General features: G+C 64.2%; 13 protein-coding genes and 1 pseudogene. 6 read left to right on the forward strand and 8 right to left on the reverse strand.

Going from position 1 to position 17,619, the window contains the following annotated elements; translation table 11 throughout:
- On the forward strand, positions 1 to 838 hold an 838-nt coding region (locus KW83_RS21575; RefSeq protein ID WP_235191437.1), incomplete at its 5' end, for an IS3 family transposase.
- On the opposite strand, the pseudogene KW83_RS20715 reads toward KW83_RS21575, so the two are convergent.
- From KW83_RS20715 to KW83_RS15195, 7 genes and pseudogenes are all read right to left on the reverse strand, one after another.
- Positions 839 to 1,806 (reverse strand): annotated as a pseudogene (locus KW83_RS20715) (IS3 family transposase); the annotation flags it as partial. It lies immediately after the preceding gene.
- Between the two features lie 281 nt (positions 1,807 to 2,087).
- Entirely contained in the window at positions 2,088 to 3,203 is a 1,116-nt protein-coding gene (locus tag KW83_RS15170; RefSeq protein WP_081904640.1) for a glycosyltransferase family 4 protein, read from the reverse strand.
- Positions 3,200 to 4,423, reverse strand: coding sequence for a DegT/DnrJ/EryC1/StrS family aminotransferase (locus tag KW83_RS15175; protein ID WP_081904641.1), 1,224 nt, complete (start codon positions 4,421 to 4,423; stop codon positions 3,200 to 3,202). The genes KW83_RS15170 and KW83_RS15175 overlap by 4 nt, the downstream gene beginning before the upstream one ends.
- Positions 4,411 to 6,480, reverse strand: coding sequence for a polysaccharide biosynthesis protein (locus KW83_RS15180; protein WP_161785513.1), 2,070 nt, complete (start codon positions 6,478 to 6,480; stop codon positions 4,411 to 4,413). The genes KW83_RS15175 and KW83_RS15180 overlap by 13 nt, the downstream gene beginning before the upstream one ends.
- 267 nt (positions 6,481 to 6,747) lie before the next feature.
- A complete protein-coding gene (locus KW83_RS19330; protein WP_051928558.1) occupies positions 6,748 to 7,362 on the reverse strand; it encodes a LuxR C-terminal-related transcriptional regulator in 615 nt (204 codons plus the stop codon).
- A 360-nt stretch (positions 7,363 to 7,722) separates the two neighbouring features.
- Positions 7,723 to 8,526, reverse strand: a complete 804-nt coding sequence (locus KW83_RS15190) for a sulfotransferase family protein (protein ID WP_036180641.1) — start codon at positions 8,524 to 8,526, stop codon at positions 7,723 to 7,725.
- Between the two features lie 5 nt (positions 8,527 to 8,531).
- Positions 8,532 to 9,797, reverse strand: coding sequence for a polysaccharide biosynthesis/export family protein (locus KW83_RS15195; protein WP_036180644.1), 1,266 nt, complete (start codon positions 9,795 to 9,797; stop codon positions 8,532 to 8,534).
- Positions 9,798 to 9,941: 144 nt separating this feature from the next.
- Here KW83_RS15195 and KW83_RS15200 point away from each other — a divergent pair, with 144 nt between their 5' ends.
- The 4 genes from KW83_RS15200 to KW83_RS15215 all read left to right on the forward strand — a co-directional run bounded on the left by KW83_RS15200 (position 9,942) and on the right by KW83_RS15215 (position 14,683).
- On the forward strand, positions 9,942 to 11,252 hold the full coding sequence (locus KW83_RS15200) for a lipopolysaccharide biosynthesis protein (RefSeq protein ID WP_036180646.1): 1,311 nt from the start codon (positions 9,942 to 9,944) through the stop codon (positions 11,250 to 11,252).
- Between the two features lie 346 nt (positions 11,253 to 11,598).
- Complete coding sequence (locus KW83_RS15205) at positions 11,599 to 12,210, forward strand: sugar transferase (RefSeq protein ID WP_235191438.1); 612 nt, start codon at positions 11,599 to 11,601, stop codon at positions 12,208 to 12,210.
- A 251-nt stretch (positions 12,211 to 12,461) separates the two neighbouring features.
- Positions 12,462 to 13,502 (forward strand): polysaccharide deacetylase family protein, encoded by a 1,041-nt coding sequence (locus KW83_RS15210; protein WP_161785514.1) that lies wholly within the window; start codon positions 12,462 to 12,464, stop codon positions 13,500 to 13,502.
- Positions 13,502 to 14,683: a glycosyltransferase family 4 protein gene (locus KW83_RS15215; protein WP_051928560.1), complete on the forward strand. Its 1,182-nt coding sequence runs from the start codon at positions 13,502 to 13,504 to the stop codon at positions 14,681 to 14,683. The genes KW83_RS15210 and KW83_RS15215 overlap by 1 nt, the downstream gene beginning before the upstream one ends.
- Before the next feature lie 3 nt (positions 14,684 to 14,686).
- On the opposite strand, the gene KW83_RS15220 is transcribed toward KW83_RS15215, so the two are convergent.
- Positions 14,687 to 15,115 (reverse strand): DUF1489 family protein, encoded by a 429-nt coding sequence (locus tag KW83_RS15220; protein ID WP_036180650.1) that lies wholly within the window; start codon positions 15,113 to 15,115, stop codon positions 14,687 to 14,689.
- Positions 15,116 to 15,238: 123 nt separating this feature from the next.
- Between KW83_RS15220 and KW83_RS15225 the strand changes: the two genes are divergently transcribed.
- Positions 15,239 to 17,509, forward strand: a complete 2,271-nt coding sequence (locus KW83_RS15225; RefSeq protein WP_036180653.1) for an adenosylcobalamin-dependent ribonucleoside-diphosphate reductase — start codon at positions 15,239 to 15,241, stop codon at positions 17,507 to 17,509.
- The last annotated feature ends 110 nt before the right edge of the window (positions 17,510 to 17,619 follow it).

The following is a 17,619-nucleotide window of genomic DNA, read 5'->3' on the forward strand; positions in this document are numbered from 1 at the left end:
CACACGTGTTAGCAGAGACTACGATAAGGAGTACTCCGACCGGCTGTTCGGCCTGCGCAAGCGCGCGGCCACGGGCAACCACGAGTTCGACCGCCTCTGTGCCGACCTCGGGATCGAGCATCGCCTCGCACCACCGATGCGGCCGCAAACCAACGGCATGGTGGAGCGCTTCAACGGGCGGATCGAGGACGTCCTGCAGAGTCATCGCTTCCGATCAGGCGAGGACCTTGAGCAGACGATCCTGCGCTATGTCCGCCTCTACAACGGCCAGCTCCCGCAATCCGTCCTGAAGGGCAGAACGCCTATCGACGCCCTCAAGGACTGGCATCGCCAAAAGCCAAGGCTCTTCAAAAAGCGGCCATACAATCAAGCGGGATCTGACAGCTATGTCTGGACCCGCGAAGGCTGGTTGTATCTGGCCGTAATCCTCGATCTGCATTCACGGCGTGTGATCGGCTGGGCCGTGAGCAACCGGATGAAACGCGACTTGGCGATCCGGGCGTTGAACATGGCCATAGCTTTTCGGGCGCCGCCCAAAGGCTGCATCCATCATACGGATCGCGGGTCGCAATATTGTTCACACGACTATCAGAAGCTTTTGCGCCAGCATGGCTTCAAGGTGTCGATGAGCGGCAAGGGCAATTGCTATGACAACGCCGCTGTCGAAACCTTCTTCAAGACGATCAAGGCCGAGCTGATCTGGCGAAGGTCATGGGAAACGCGGCGGCAAGCTGAAGTGGCGATCTTTGAATACATCAATGGCTTCTACAATCCGCGTCGCCGCCACTCAGCACTGGGCTGGAAAAGCCCCGTCGCATTCGAAAGAAAAGTGGCTTAAACGAGCACTTGGGGCGGCACGAAATCGCGACAGGTCCAATAGCGCGTCTCGCATTCGTCCGTTGAAACTCTCGACGAACCCATTCTGCATGGGCTTGCCTGGCGCGATGAATGCCGCTCGATGCCCCGTGTGGCGGCAAAGGTTAAGATCGCGTTGCCGGTCAGTTCGGGGCCATTGCCGGACACGATCATGCCCGGGGTGCCGCGTCGCGCGATCGGACGGCCCAGGTCCCGGGCAACACGCTGTCGGGAGATCGACGTGTCCGGCATCGCCGCGAGACATTCCCGGGTCGCTTCGTCGACGACGTTCAGGATGCGAAACCGGCGGCCGCAGCCCAGCCGATCGTGGACGAAATCGAGCGACCAGCGGGCGTTGGGTCGCGCCTCGACCGGGATCGGGGCACGTGTGCCGATGGCCTTGCGCCTGGCACGGCGTTTGCGCACGGCCAGCCCTTCCTCTCGGTAGGGCCGGTAGATGCGGTCGATCCCGGACACCTCTTTCTCCCGGCGCAGCAGCACGAACAGGCGCCTATACCCGAACCGGCGACGTTCATTCGCCAGATCGCGCAGCCGCCGACGCAGCTCCGCCTCCGGTGGCCGGCACGACCGATACCGGACCGTCTTGCGGTCCCCCCGACGATCCGGCGGGCCCGCCGCTCCGACAGACCCGACCGGGTCCGCACATGCGCGACGGCTTCACGCTCGACGGTGGGCCTTACCATTTTTTTGCCAGCGACTCCTTCATCGCCGCCGCATCGAGCATCTGCTCCGCCAGCAGCTTCTTCAGCTTGGTCTTCCCGTCCGCAAGCGCTTTCAGCCGTCTGGCATCCCACCGAACTTGGCCTTCCAGGCGTAGAAGGAGCCTTCCGACATCCCGTGCTTGCGGCACAGGCCGGCGCAGTTCGCGCCCGCCTCATGTTCGGTCGGAATCCCGATCTGTTCTTCTGAGTATCTCGATCGTTTCCTCATGAAGGAAAAATCCCGTGGCAGGTCAGCGGACGTGGGCGCCGGACTGTTCTGGGGTCGACACCGACAGGCTGGCAGGCCCGGCGTTGCGAGATCTTGTGATCCGGCAGCGCCCCCAACTGCCTCTCGCCGCCTGGCCGTTCGCCATCGTCGCCCGGACCGATGGCGCAATGGCGCATCGTCAGCTCTTTCCCGGAGGGTCGTTCGGAGCAACGTTGTCCAGCGTGGCATCGGCCAGCAGGCGCCTGAGCTCGGCGTCCTCATCCGCCGGCGCCTCTCTCCGGTCAGCCCGTGGCTATCACTGGATCCTCATGTGTGTGCCGACCATCCAGAACGTCGCGCACAACGTCCTCCCACCGGGACAGGACAGCGTTCTGGCAAAAGAGTTCGGCCCGGTTCACCCCTTCTTGTGCCAGACGAAGGCGCAGCACCTCATCGCCCCAAAGGCGTTCCAGGGTGGCGGCCATCGCGCGCGCATCGTCCACCGGGACCATCAGCCCCGATCGGCCTTGTTCTATAAGGTCTTCGGGGCCCCAGTCGCAGCGTGTCGTGGCGATCGCGAATCCATGCGCCAGCGCTTCCGACAAGACGTTGGGAAAGCCTTCATACCGCGAAGACAGCGCGAAGATTCCACCCTCCCCGACCCAATCATGGGGATTGACGGATCGACCGGGCATCGCCACCGCCCCTGAGAGTTCCAAAGTGTCGCGCAGGGCCTCTAGCTCACCCCGCTTCTCACCTTCTCCATAGATTGTCAGCGATAGGTCAGGGACATTCTGGCGGGCGAGCGCGACGGCACGGATGAGCGTGTCAAAGCCCTTCTGGTCGCATAAGCGTCCCACGGCGATCAGGCGTTGCGGCACAGAAATCGGCGGATGCCGGACGATCGGGGGGCAAGGGTTCGGGATGACTCGCGCGCGGCGACGTGCGTATTCGGGAAGCGCGTTCATAGAACCGCTGGTGAGCATCACCACGGCATTCGCCATCGCAAGGGTCGGAGCCATTGCAAGGCGCCAGAGCCAGTGCATGGGCTGCGTCTTGAAATTGTTCCGCTCGGACGCGATCCGGGGAATCGACATTCCGAAACACGCCGCCGTGGTCTGGATATTGATCTTGGTCAGGAAGGATACAATCAGGTCCGGCCGGACGTCCTGGAACGTCTTCCGAAGCCATGACACTCGACGCATGGTCCGTTTGGCCGCGTCGGGGCCCTCTTCCGCCTCCATGCTCCTGACGACCGTTCGCTCCGGCATCGTGTAATAGCCGTTCGCGGGAGACCCGTGGATCGCGAGCACGACGACCTCATGCCCGCGACTGCCGAAATGCCCCGCCAACATGGCGACGATCTTTTCAGTTCCGCCAGAACCCAAGCCGGACTGGACCAAAACGATCCGGCTCATGCCGTGGCTTTCTCCAACACTTCGCAAACGAGTTCAGCGTTCTGCCTGATCTCAGCGGCATCGAGTGTGGGATCGACCCGGAAGGCAAGGCTGGTCCTTCCCAGTTCCTCTGCGACGGGAAGTGGGACCGCGGGACCCAAGCCGCGACTGCGAAAGACATCTTCCCGGTAGATCTCCGGGCAGCTTCCGCTGAAGATGTCGCCGCCCTCGGAAACAACCGCCGACAGGATCCGATCCCTTGTCCAGCCGGGACGCAGCCGATCCGGCCGCACGAAAGCGTAGAACCGATACCAGGCGTGGGTCTCTCCATCGCCCGGAAGGGGCACACGCACCGCCGGACAATCGGAAAGCGCATCGGCAAGAATCGCTGCGTTGCGGGCGCGCACGTCGTACCAATGCGGCATCCGCTCTATCTGGACGCGGCCGATCGCGGCGGCCATGGCCGACATACGCAGGTTGGTGCCCGCATTGCTGTGCAGCCAGCGGAATCCCGGCGGATGATCGTCGCTGCGGACCCGATGGTAGTCCTTGCCGTGGTCCTTGCGCGACCACGCCTCCTGCCAGAGCCCGGCGTCTTCCGTGGTGAGCATTCCGCCCTCACCGCCGGTCGTCATGATCTTGTCCTGGCAGAAAGAAAACGACCCGAAATCGCCGAATGTGCCAACGTGCCGACCGTCGATCCGGGCGCCATGCGCCTGGGCGCAGTCCTCGATAACCCACAGCCCATGGCGTTCCGACATCGCCATAATCGCGGGCATGTCGCAGGGCCAACCGGCCAGGTGAACCGGAAGGATGCCGACGGTGCGGTCGGTTATGAGTGGCGCGATTGTCTGGGGCGAGATGTTCTGCGTGTCGCGGTCCACATCGGCGAAGACGGGAACTCCGCCGGCCAGGATCACCGCGCTTGCCGAGATGACGAAGCTTYGCGGCGTCACGATCACCTCGTCGCCCGGTCGCAGGCCCAGGACATCCAGCGCCAGCGTCAAACTCACGCTCCCGTTGGCCAATGCGATCGCATGGGCGCTGCCCGTATAGGAGGCGAAGGAGGTCTCGAACGCACCCACATCGGGACCGGTCCAGGCGTTGACACGGCCGCTTTCCAGCACACGCCTGACGGCTTCGATCTGGTCATTGTCGTAGTGAGGCCAGATCGGAGCGGACGGATCGCGGCGCCTACTCGGCGTGTCGCCGAAGGTTCTGGATTCGATCACCGTGCCCATGCGCGCTCTTCCTTCATCTCGCGGCGGGCAGGCAGAAGACGGCTCAGCATGCTGCCATCTGATTGCTCCGCCTGCGCATCGGCATCGGTGTCCAGCATTTTATCCGCGCTTTCCGTCGGATCGAACGGGACGTAGCCGGGAACGATCTCGGCCAATTGCGAGACGACCAAGTGTCGTTGTCCGCGCCGGGCCGCACGCTCCAGCGTGGCAATCGCACAGCGCAGAGTGTCCAGGGCGACGCCCTCGGGGATTGCCGCATTTACACCGGGAATACCGGATGGGTGCCGTTCTTCAGCGACATCGAAGAGTTCTTCGAAGAGCTTTTCGCCCGGGCGGATGCCGGTGGTCTTGATCTCGATATCGATATCCGGTTTCAGGCCGGCAAGCGTGATCATGCGGTGAGCGATGTCCATGATCCGCATGGGCGCCCCCATGTCGAGAACCATGATCCTGCCCTGACCGATCCCCTTCTCGATCCCCGTAGCGGACGCGAGAAGTGTCAACTCGACCGCCTCGCGGATGGTCATGAAGAACCGGGTCATGCGCGGATCGGTGACCGTAAGCGGACCGCCCTTGGCGATCTGGCTTTGAAAGAGCGGAATCAGCGATCCCGAAGAGCCAAGCACGTTGCCGAAGCGCACGGTCATGAAGCGCGTGCCGCCGCGACGGTCGAGCGCCTGTGCGTAGAACTCCGCGACGCGCTTGGTCGCGCCCATGACAGAGCACGTGTTCACCGCCTTGTCGGTGGAGATCTGGATCATTGCGACGGCACCGGTCTCACTGGCGATGTCGGCGACATTGCGGGTGCCGATGACGTTAGTCAGAACGCCCTCGCACGGATTGGCCTCTACAATGGGGACGTGCTTCAGCGCCGCCGCGTTGAATACGACTTCTGGCTGATGGCGGTAGAAGATTTCGCGCAGGCGGTCGGCGTCGCGGATGCAGCAGATGTAGGAGCGCAGATCGACATGGGCGAAACTCTGCTTCAGATCCATCTCGATCTGATAGTGGTTGTATTCGGAGTTCTCGATCAGGACGAGTTGCGATGGATCGAGAGCGGCGATTTGGCGAGCGAGTTCGGAACCGATGGAGCCCCCGGCACCGGTGATGAGCACGCGCCGGCCCGCCACCATGCGCTTGATCATGTCGTAGTCGACCCGGGCCTCGGGACGCTCCAAGAGGTCGGAGATGTTGAGATCGGTGAGGCCCAGCCGCTCTCCCTCTTCCAGGGACTGGAACGCGGTCAGGGGCGGCAGCTGGGAAACCGCCATGCCTTCGAAACGCGCCCAGGCGAGGAACGACGACAGATCCTTGGTGCCCAGGCGGGTCAGCGGTTCCGTCAGAACGATCCGGTCGATATGGATGTTGCGCGCCACCAGTTCGGCACGGACCGTTTCGGTGTCCTTGAACGATCCCAGAACCGGAATGGAATGGATGGACGACCCGCGGCTGCCCGAATCCTCAAGGATACCGACGGGATTGTACTTCGGCCGGCTCTCTCTCCGGAGGGACCTGAGGAACAGGTCGCAGGACGGACCCTGGCCGATGAGCAGGATCGACTCCCGATTGTCGTTCTCGATGGCCCTGCGTGGAAACGCGCGCGAGCCTCGTAGGTCTTCGCGCCGATAATAGACGCGCGGCGCGCCGAGAAGGGGCATCAGCGTCAAGAAGAAAACGGCGAATACGGCGAGGCGCGGCCCGCCGTCGGGCACGACCAGCGAGACGGCCGCGAGCGCGACGCTCAGGATGGCCGCCGCGAAGGTCAGCCCGATGAGATCGCCCAACGAGGCATGGCGCAGGTGTGCAGAGTACGTCCCGGCGAGCGGAAAGAGTACCGCGCACAGAACGCCGGCGCCCAGCATCCACGGCAGCAAAAGCGACCACGCGACACCTCCGGGTTCGACGAGCACCAGGGCGATGGCGACGGCAGCGGATGCGGCCAGACCGTCGTACACGGCGAGGATCGACGTCTTCGCTCCGCGCTTGGGCGGCACGCGCCTCGTCGGTTCTGATCTGGACGATCCTGAGATCGACGCGAGATTCGAAAGATCGCTCATATTTTTCCCCAGAAGTAGAAGTACTTCCCCAAGCAAGCAAGCCATGAAGAGCCTAAATTGCTCTCTACTGTCCTCAATGCTGCCACGATTTACGCCCGATGGAAGTGCTCAGTCGGATAGGTCTCGAATGAATCCGGTCGAGCTTGTCGGTGCGTATTCCTGCCATTCGGGGAGGGCAACTGTCCGTAGGACGTACGCGCCCCTACCCCACAACATCAAGCGGCCGATGTCCCCAATCGACATCGCCCGTCACGACGTATGGTTCCGTCAACCCTGCAAAAGAGGCTGATCGAAACCGTTCCTGACGGCCCATACCGCAGCCTGAGTCCGGTTAGAGACTCCCAGCTTGCGCATGATGGCCTTCACGTGGACCTTCGTGGTCGCCTCCGCGATGCCGATGGAGCGGGAGATCTCCTTGTTTGCGTATCCCTTCGCCAGACAGCGGATCACAACCAGCTCCTTTGCCGACAACGGCACGAGCTTGGAGTCTGTCGGGACGCCACCCAGATGTTCCGCAAGGACGGACGGCAGGGCGAACTCTCCCAGCGCGACCATCTGGATCGCGGCGCGCATCACCGACGACGACACCGTTTCAAGCTGATATCCGCGCACGCCCTTGTTGATCAGGGAGACGAGCTTGACCTGATCAAACTTCGATGCGACCACAATCACCTTAAGGCGGTCGTTGTCCAGGCTGAGATCCTCCGCCGCTTCGCTGAAGAGATCGCTTTCATGAATGAGAACGACCATTGACCGGTAAATGTTCGCGGCCTTGCGCGCCTCGGCCAAGGAGTCGAATTCAGTCACATCCTGGTTCTGGATGAGTTGCTTCATCCCGTTCTTGAAGAACACGCTGGTTCCGCAGATTCCGATTTTGTACATAGTCTTTCCCCATTTTAGCCCCGCAATAGAGTTGGACTGCCCTGCAAATTTCAGGACAGACTTAAATCCGTCGTTTCGACGTTGTATTATTTAGCTTCGATTGGCTCGAAATGTCTGTGCGAGCCGGATTATATCACCAATGGTACGTGTCAATGCTGCATTAAGGCGCTAACCTGTGCTCCATGTCCAGAGAATTTTTCGGGAATGGTAAGCGAACGTAGTTAAGATACATCCACTGCGGGAAATCTGAGTCGTCGCGACATAGTTTGGTTGTCCTTCGGTTTAATGATGCGTCCACCGACATAGAGGCGGAGGCGCAAATTTCACCTAATGGATTATCGGTAGCCAGTAAAAACAACTCTAACGGGTGATTCCGATGCGCGCTAATTCGGCTTCGCTCACGCGAAAGTGTTCGGTCATACGGATGCGCAAATCGTCACTGAGAGTGGGATAGTCTGGACGCTTCGCGATCACGGAGCGCGCCGCCTCAAAGGTTCTGCTGCCCCGCAGCGGAGCGACGAGAGGTTTCAGCGGCCCGAGAAACTTGCGCAGGCCCGGCGGGACGACGGCAGAGCGTTTGTCTTTCACCCGTCCCTGCGATTTCGCGGCCACGGCGCGTGGCTCCAGGCCAAGGTGATCCCTGACACCATCCACGACGCCCTGCGGGTCTTTCGCGACGTCTTCATACTGCGCCACGTGGATCGCATCCCGATTGTAGTGTTCGAGCAGCCGGTTGAGATGCGGGGCATAGCGCGACGTGGACAAGAAGCGGCCGCTACCAGCCACGCGTGGGTCGAGGTATCGTTCGATGTCGGAACCGACCTCGCCGCGTCTGAGCAACATACAATAGTCGGAATACGCTCGCTGGACCGGGTCGCGCAGCATGACGACCAGCCTGGCGTGCGGCAGCGCGGCATGAAGCCGGGCCGCGGCTTCCGGGGTGTCCAAGTAGCTGTTTGACTTTTCGCCGACCAGCCGCGTCGTGGGTGTCGGGGCGAACTGGGAAAGGTACCAGGCGTCTCCACGTTCGTACTCGCGCGAGAAGTAGTGGAGCTCCGGGTCCGGCATATGGATGGCGGGATCCGCCTGAAGCTGGACCTGCAACCATGTGGTGGCCGATTTTGCCGCGCCGACGATGACGAAATCTATGTCTGGAAGTTGCACCTGTCTCATCCTTCGATCGCCTCCAGAAGCACCGTGTCGCCGGGGCGGATTCTGGTTTCAAGACCCACGCGCCTTGCGGCCCCGCCCTCCGCGGGGATGATGCTGGCGACGAATTCGGCGGAATCGGCCCGCGGCATGCCGCCGGTGGCGGCAAGATCGGCCTTCAAACCGATGAGGCCAAGCTCCAGGTCTCTCTTGCGGTCGCGCAGGGACGACAGCTCTTCGAGGATCCGGATGTCCCTGCTCTGGCGCAGCTGATCCCGGTCGCGCTGCGCCTCGCTCAGGTCCTTTTCAACGGTCAGAAGCTGAGTGCTCATGTCGACCTTGCGCAACTGCAAACTCGACAGGCGCGATTGCGCGTCGTCCATGTCGGTCGCGCGGATCAGACCGCGTTCCAGCATGGTTTCCCGCCGCTCGACCTCGGCTTCGGCGCGGCCCAGGTCCTCGTCGAGCACCGCCAGCTGCTGCAGCAGACCATCCTTGACCCCCCGCAAGACCCCGATCAAGGCGTCGATCGATTCGGATTGCGATGCGATGGCGTCCCTTTGGGTGGCGAGAAGGCGCCGTTCGCCGGCGACCAGCACCGCCGTCTCCGGGGTGTCGGCCAGAGACGGCGGAACGACCAGCGGCTCCGCGCCATCCAGCTCCGCTTCCAGGCGCGCTATGCTCAAGGCGGTGCGCTGGATCCCCTCTTCCAGCTGCGCCAGGCGACCTAGCGCGGTGGTTATCTGTTCGACCGGCAGGCGCAGCTCTCCGCCGGCGAGGGTCACGGCCTGGCGGACGGTCAGGCCTTCGGTGAACGCATAGGCCCCCGGGGCCATCACGTCGCCGCTGACGAAGACGGGCGCGCGGCTCAGGATCCGGACGGTGACGCTGGGCTGGGTCGGAAGGCCGGTGATCTGCGCCAGTTCGCGCACGATGTCTTCGGAAATGTCCGATAGCGGGCGTGCGGCCGCTTCGACGATGCCGGCCATCGGGACCAGGATCGTGCCATCGGACTGGACGACCGCCTCACCGCTCACGCCGGTCCACTCCTCGAACCGCGTTTCGACCAGGTTCCAGGCTCCGACCCGGATTTCCAGCACGTCGCCGGCGCCGATCCCGGAAGCCGTCTCCGGGTCGCCGGGCTGCGCCTGGGGCTGTTGCGTCATGTCGGCCGGCGGCTCGACTTCCTGCGCCTGGGCAGGCAGGAACAGCGTCGCCGCAACGCAGCAGGCGACCGCCGTTCGGCGGACGCCGGCAGGGCGACCTTTCCGGGTCGATAAACTCATGCACCTAGTCCTTTCGAGCCTTCGAATGACCCCATTGAGGTTTGGCCGCGACGCGGTCTTCCGCGCTACAGTCTGCGCTGAAGATTGCAGAACGAGCGGACATTGCGAATGACCCAAAAGGAGAGGATTTCGAGACGAAGGACTATGCTGCAGCCCTTCGAAGGGATTCTGGGCAATGTCGGGATCGTTCTTTCGTCGAATGCGGTGATCGCGGGGCTGGGTTTTCTGACGCTCGCCTTCGTGTCGCAGGCGCTGGGTCCCGCCGGGCTCGGGACGCTGGTCCTGGCGGAGGCCTATGCCCGCGCCTTCGACACGCTGCTTCGTCTTGAACCCACGCAGGCGCTGATCCGCGAAGGCACCCGTCATCGCGCGGCGGCGGATCGCAGCCCGTTCCTGCGGCTGATCAAGTTCGGGCTGGCGCTCGACGTCATCGGCTCGGTCGGGGCCGCGGTGCTCGCCATGGTGAGCCTGGCCTACATCGGCGGCTGGTTCGGCTTCGGCGACGACGAGATCGGCTATGCGTTGATATTCTGCGCGGCCATGCTGGTCCCCGCGCCCACGACGATGATCGGCCTTTTCCGGCTGTTCTCACGTTTCAAGGCCTACTCAAGGACGCTGGTGCTCTCGGCGGCGCTGCGGGCGCTGGCCTCCGGGATCCTGTTCCTGGCCGGCGCGGGCCTTGAAGCCTTCGTCATCATGACCGCAGTGATGGTGGCGGTTGAGCGCCTGCTGCCCAGCGTCTTGGCCTGGGCGATCCTGCGCGGCCACATCGGCCCCGGCTTGGCGCGGACCCCGCTGCGCGGCATCAACGCCGAGAACCCGGGCCTGTGGCGCTTCATCGTCATGGTGAACATGAACGCCCAGGCGCGAAGCTCCATCCGGCGCTACGATGTCATCGCGCTGGGCACGCTCATCGGCCCTGCGGAACTGGGTCTCTATATCATTGCGCGGCGCATCTCGATGGTGCTCTTCCGAATCGGCGCCCCGCTGCAGCTCGTGGCCTATCCCCGTATCTGCGAACTGGTGAACGACGGTAAGATACAGCGTATGGTCAGGATGGTGCTTGCCGTCTGCGGCATGTTCCTGGCGGCCTCGGCGCTTGCGGTGATCGCCTATCTGGCGGTCGGCCCCTATCTGCTGGTTACGGTATTCGGTGCCGAATATTCCGGCGCCACATCCCTGGTGCTCTACCAGCTCATCGGCGCCTGCCTTCTGCTCAGCAGCACGATCCTGAACGGGGCTCTCCAGGCACTGCGCAAGGAAGGACAACTGCTCGCGGTCTCGATCGTGGCGTCGCTCAGTTTCTTTCTGCCCTTGCCCTTCATCGTGCCCGCGACCGGCGTTGTCGGGGCGAGCCTTCTGCACATGCTTGTGGGACTGGTCTGGTGCGCCGGGGCGGGGCTGATCTTTTACCGTTCCCTGACCATCCCCTCCTTCCGGCCCGGGGACGTCTGAGCGGTCGCCCGTACCGGGGCGCCGTTGCCGGGGTTTGCGGAGCAACCCGCACATCCGCCGGTGTCCAAAGGCAAGGCCGTCGGACAGGCCGAGACGCAGGAACTTGCGACAGGGCCTTCGAGACTCTCGCGGTGCAGCCACTTATCGCCAAATCCGGCGTGCAAGGTTGCGCCGGACGACGCGCAGGATCCCGGTCGTCCATTGTCCGGCGCGATCCCGGCGAAGGCAGGCAATTGCCAGTTGGCCGCGAACATGACCCATTCGGCTAGGGAACGGCCCCCAGTGGCTAGTTGCGGCGCAACCCTTCGCTGATATGTCTCAACATGGTTCTTTAGGGGGAATTTGCGTGCCGCGTTGGCTCGAACTCGTTCTGGTCGGCATCATGCTGGTGGTTGCGCTCCCCGTCGGCGCCCTGCTGGCGGGTCTTGTCGCGCGCGACCTCGGCCGCCCGGTGGTCTTCCGCCAGCGGCGGGCCGGGCAGGATATGACGGTCATCACCCTGGCCAAGTTCCGCACGATGCGCGATGCCGACGGCGCGGATGGAAATCCCTTGCCGGATGCTCAGCGCGTCACCGGTCTTGGTCGGGCCCTGCGCCGCACGCGCCTCGACGAGATACCGCAGCTTTTCGCCATTGTCAGGCGCGACCTTGCCCTGGTCGGACCGCGGCCTCTGCTGCCCGAAACGGTCGCCGGTTTCGGCGCCGATGGCGCGCGCCGCTCCGCCGTGCGGCCCGGTCTGACCGGCTGGGCGCAGGTCAGCGGCAACACCCGGCTTGGTGAGGCGGAGAAACTCAGCCTCGATCTGTGGTACGTGGCGCATCGGTCGCTCTGGCTCGACATCCGCATCCTCTGGATGACGGCGCTGACCATCGTTAGCGGTGAAACCCGGTCCGAACAGCGCATCGCCCATGCCCGGGAGTGGCACGCCGGACGTCGTCGTCAAGAGACGGCACCGTGAGCGCCGCCGCCGTCGGGTCCGCATCGTGAAGGGCTGCCCCGCGGCCCGAGAGCACCACACCGCCGCGCAAAACCATGTCATGGCATCCGATCGGGACAGGTATCGCAGCCGCATGAGCGTCCGATCTATCCATCTGGACAGAAGGACGTCTGCGCGCCGCGTGATAGCCACGAAGGCAACGGTCTTGCGACGGCCGTCCGACAAAACGTGGCTGAAATCCGATCGAACCGATGACCTCATATGACCGGGACATGTCCCCCACGCGGGACAGCATGAACCGTCCCGCTCCGGGCGGCGGGGGCTTCGTGCTGTCTCTGGACCTGGAGTTGATGTGGGGCCATGCGGGCGACCCGCGCGCCCATGAGAAGATGGCGGTCGTACTGGCGGGTCGGATGGCCGTGCCGCCGCTGCTCGACCTGTTGGCCAAGCATGAGGCACACGCGACCTGGGCAGCCGTGGGACTGCTGTTCCACGAGACCCGGGAGAGTCTGTTCGATGCGCTTCCGGTCTTTCGACCCAGCTACGGCGACCCCAGCCTGGCCAGCTACACCAACCTCTGCGATGTGGGTCCGGACGAGGCGAGCGATCCGTTTCACTTCGGCATGGCCCTTCTGGAACTGATCCGCCAGACGCCGGGACAGGAAATCGCAAGCCATACGTTCTCGCAGTATTACTGCCTTGAGGCGCCGTTCGATCACATCGCCTTCGACGCGGACCTCGCGGCGGCGGTGAAATCGGCAGCGGCGCTGGGGCTTGCCATGCGGACGCTGGTTTTTCCCCGCAACCAGATCTGCCGGGAGGCCGTGGAGATCTGCGTGCGCCACGGTTTCGATATCGTGCGCGGTCAGGGCGGCGGCTGGTACGACCGCCCCGCGTCGCGCGGCGGCGATATGGCGGTCAAGCGCGCGGCCCGGCTGGCGCGCAGCTTCTTCGCCTTCGACGGGACCGGACCGGAACGGATCGGCCGCTACGGACCCGCCACCAACGTGCCCGCCAGCCGGATGCTGCTGCCGGTGGGCCAGGCCGTGGGGCCGATGATCATGCGCCAGGCGCGCACCATCGTCGCGGACATGCGCCGCGCCGCCGAGAAGGGTGAGATCTACCACCTGTGGTTCCACCCCAACGCCTTCGGAACGGAGACGGAGGCCAACCTGGCGATCCTCGACATTCTGCTGGCGGAAGCCGGTCGTCTGGGCGCGGAGTACGGCTGGCCATCACTCAACATGGCGGAGGCGGCGGATCTTCACACCCCGGCCCTTCCGCCTGTCACCGATATCGAGGAATTCGCCTGATGGAGCAGACATTGACCTCCGCCATTCGCCCCGCCGCTCCGGCGGCCTCCGTTCGATCCCGTCCGCGCGTCGTGGTCATCGGCTCGCTCACGTCGTCTCTGGTGAATTTCCGCTACGATTTGCTGCGTGCGCTTTCGGAGAAGGCGGAGGTGCTGGCGCTGGCGCCCGAACACGACCCCGCGACGCAAGCCGCGCTGGAAGAGATCGGAGTACGGTTCCGCCGGATCCCCATGGCCCGGACCGGACTCAACCCGGTGCAGGACATCGTCACCCTGGCGGCGATCTGGAAGGAGTTGCGCCGGTTCCGCCCGGATGCCGTCCTGCCCTACACGATGAAGCCGATCATCTACGGCTGCCTGGCGGCGCGCCTGGCGGGGGTCAAGGACCGCGTCGCGCTCTGCACCGGCCTGGGCTATGTCTTCATCGACAGCGACCAGGGCCCGCGCCGGCGCGCGATCCGCGCCATCAGTGCCGCCCTCTACCGGGTCGCTTTGAAGGGGGCCAAGGAGGTCGTCGTCTACAATGACGGCGACGGCCGGGAATTCCGCGACCACCGGCTGATGGATCCTGAGACGCCCCTGGGCATGGTGCCGGGATCGGGGATCAACCTGGACCGGTTTCCGGTTTCCGATCCGCCCCCCGGCCCGCCGGTCTTTCTGATGGTGGCGCGGCTGATGCGCGACAAGGGCGTGCGCGACTACGTAGAGGCCGCGCGCCTTCTGCGTCGCACCCATCCCGACATCCGGTGCCAGCTGCTGGGGCCGCGCGACGCCAATCCCAGTTCCGTCTCCGAAGAAGAGCTTGCCGCCTGGCAGGAAGAGGGCGTGATCGAATATCTCGGCGAAACCCGGGATGTGCGGCCCTTTCTGCGCGCGGCGTCGGTCTTCGTGCTGCCGTCCTATCGTGAAGGCATTTCCCGGTCGGTGCTGGAGGCCATGTCCACCGGCCGCGCCATCGTCACCACCGATGCACCTGGTTGTGCAGAACCGGTGACCGAAGGCGTGACCGGCCATGTCGTTCCGATCCGCGACCCGGAGGCGTTGTCGCGGGCGATGGCACGGTTCGTCGAGACCCCGTCTCTGGTGCAGAGCATGGGCCGCGCGTCCCGCCGGGAGGCCGAAAAACGGTTCGACGTCAAGGTGGTCAACGCGCTATTGCTGTCGAAGCTTGGCCTGACCTGACCGTCAGCGTACGCCGATCTCTGCCAGGGCGGCGGCCAGCGCGGGCGGCAGACCGTCCCCTGCCGCGCCCCGGGCCAGATCGCGTGGGGCGTCCCCGGCGGCCAGGTAGCGCCAGCCTTGAAACGGACGCTTGGGCGTCGCCTCCGTGCGGATCACCTCTGCGTCGAGGAAGATGGCGCAGCGGCGGATCGCGTCCTCTCCGATGACCTCTTCGAAGGCGGTGATCCTCTGCCGCGCCAGAATGACCCCCTGGATCACCCAGTAGATCGAGCCGCCCTCCAGCAATTCGCCGGCGCGCTTCGGCCACATGCGCGTCAGGTGGTAATAGCGTCCGTCCTTTCGCTGCTTCGACCGGTGGCGCTGCCAGTCGATCAGCTGTTCGACCGATTCGCTGCCGACGGAGAGCTTGAGAAGATGGACGTTCGCGGTCATTCTCTTTCCTGCATCTATCCACAAGCAGTGGCGGCTTGCGGTCTGCCTAACACGATATAGACCGCATGTCGTTGACCTTCCATGCGCGGGCCAGTACACGATCCGGCCCTGAGGAGCGTTGCCATGAGCCGTTTCGCCACACCGATCGCCGAGCAGATCTGGGACATGAAATACCGCCTGAAAGAGGCGGACGGCACCCCTGTGGACGAGACGGTCGAAGATACGTGGCGGCGCATCGCGCGGGCAACCGCCTCTGTCGAAAGCGATCCGGCGCATTGGGAACAGCGGTTCTACGCGGCGCTTGAGGATTTCAAGTTCCTTCCCGCAGGACGGATCACCGCGGGTGCGGGGACCGGCCGCTCGGTCACGCTATTCAACTGTTTCGTCATGGGCACGATCCCGGATTCGCTGTCGGGCATCTTCGAGCACCTGCGCGAGGCGGCGCTGACCATGCAGCAGGGCGGCGGCATCGGCTATGATTTCTCGACCATCCGGCCGAAGGGGGCCGGTGTCTCCGGCGTCGCGGCGGATGCGTCGGGGCCGCTCAGTTTCATGGACGTCTGGGACGCGATGTGCCGCACGATCATGTCGGCGGGCGCCCGGCGCGGCGCGATGATGGGAACCATGCGCTGCGACCACCCCGATATCGAGGACTTCGTCGCCGCGAAATCGGACGCGGCGCGGTTGCGCAACTTCAACATGAGCGTCCTCGTCACCGATCCGTTCATGGCCGCCGTGATGGCCGACAGCCATTGGGACCTTGTCTTCGACGGCCGTGTCTATCGCACGGTGGAGGCCAGAGACCTCTGGAACCGCATCATGCGCGCCACCTACGACTACGCCGAGCCGGGCGTGATCTTCATCGACCGCATCAACCGGGTGAACAACCTGTCCTATTGCGAACAGATCTCTGCCACCAACCCCTGCGGCGAGCAGCCTCTGCCCCCCTACGGCGCCTGCCTTCTGGGGTCGGTCAACCTGCCGCGTCTGGTGCGGAATGCCTTCGCGCCCGTTGCCGACCTGGACCTGGAAGCCCTGGAGGACCTCGTCGCCGTTGCCGTGCGCCTCATGGACAACGTCGTGGATACCTCGCGATTCCCCCTGGAGGCCCAGGCGCATGAGGCGCGGGCCAAGCGCCGGATCGGTCTGGGCGTCACCGGACTGGCTGACGCTTTGGCCATGGTCGGGCTGCGCTATGGTTCCGACGCGGCGGCCGAACGCACCCAGGACTGGCTGAAGCGCATCGCCCGGGCGGCCTATCTCGCCTCGGCGGACCTGGCGGCCGAAAAGGGGCCGTTCCCGCTCTTCGACCGGGACGCCTTTCTGGCCTCCGACACCATGGAAGGCATGGATGAGGACGTGCGCGCGGCGGTTTTCGACAAGGGGATCCGCAACGCGCTCCTGACCTCCATCGCGCCGACGGGGACGATCAGCCTGTACGCGGGCAACGTGTCCTCGGGGATAGAGCCCGTGTTCGCCCACAGCTACACCCGCAAGGTTCTGCAAAAGGACGGATCCCGGACCGAAGAGGAGATCGTCGATTTCGCCGTCCAGGCCTGGCGCGACAGGCATGGCGACGTCGATCTTCCGGATCATTTCGTCACCGCCCAGACGCTTGCGCCGCTGGACCACGTCAAGATGCAGGCCGCCGCGCAGGTCTGGGTGGACAGTTCCATCTCCAAGACGATCAACTGCCCTGAGGACATCACGTTCGAGGCGTTCAAGGACGTCTATCTGGAAGCCTACGAAAGCGGGTGCAAGGGCTGCACGACCTACCGGCCGAACGCCGTCACGGGATCGGTGCTGTCGGTGTCGGAAACGGTCGACAGGCCCACAGCCGACCTGCGCGACGCCGAAGCCCAGGGTGAGGTGGTCTATATGTCCGAGCCGCTGGACCGCCCGCATTCCCTGGAGGGGCGCACGTACAAGCTGAAGTGGCCGGCGTCCGAGCACGCGATCTATATCACGATCAACGATCTGCTGCTGGCCGGACACCGGCGGCCGTTCGAGATCTTTGTGAACTCCAAGAACATGGAGCATTTCGCCTGGACCGTTGCGCTGACGCGGATGATCTCTGCGGTGTTCCGCCGTGGGGGGGATGTCAGTTTCGTTGTCGAAGAACTCAAGGCGGTCTTCGACCCCCGCGGCGGCGCCTGGATGGAGGGCCGCTACATCCCGTCGATCCTGGCCGCCATCGGCGGTGTGATCGAACGCCACCTCATCGACACCGGCTTCATCGCCGGCGAAGGTCTCGGGCTGAAGTCCGACCCCAGCGCCGAGGTCGCGGTCATCGGCCAGACCGCCAAGGCCTGTCCGAATTGCGGCAGCTACGAGTTGCGCATGGTCGAAGGGTGCATGACCTGTCTCGCCTGCGGCCACTCGAAATGCGGTTGAGAACCGGGAAGGCGCGTTGATGTAAGGACCACCAATTATTGACCATTTTGGGAGTCACTTGTCCATTCTGACAACCAAAATCTGGCCATTGGGCGCCTTCGGCGGGAAAT

The organism is Palleronia rufa (genome assembly GCF_000743715.1).
Classification (GTDB): Bacteria; Pseudomonadota; Alphaproteobacteria; order Rhodobacterales; family Rhodobacteraceae; genus Palleronia; species Palleronia rufa.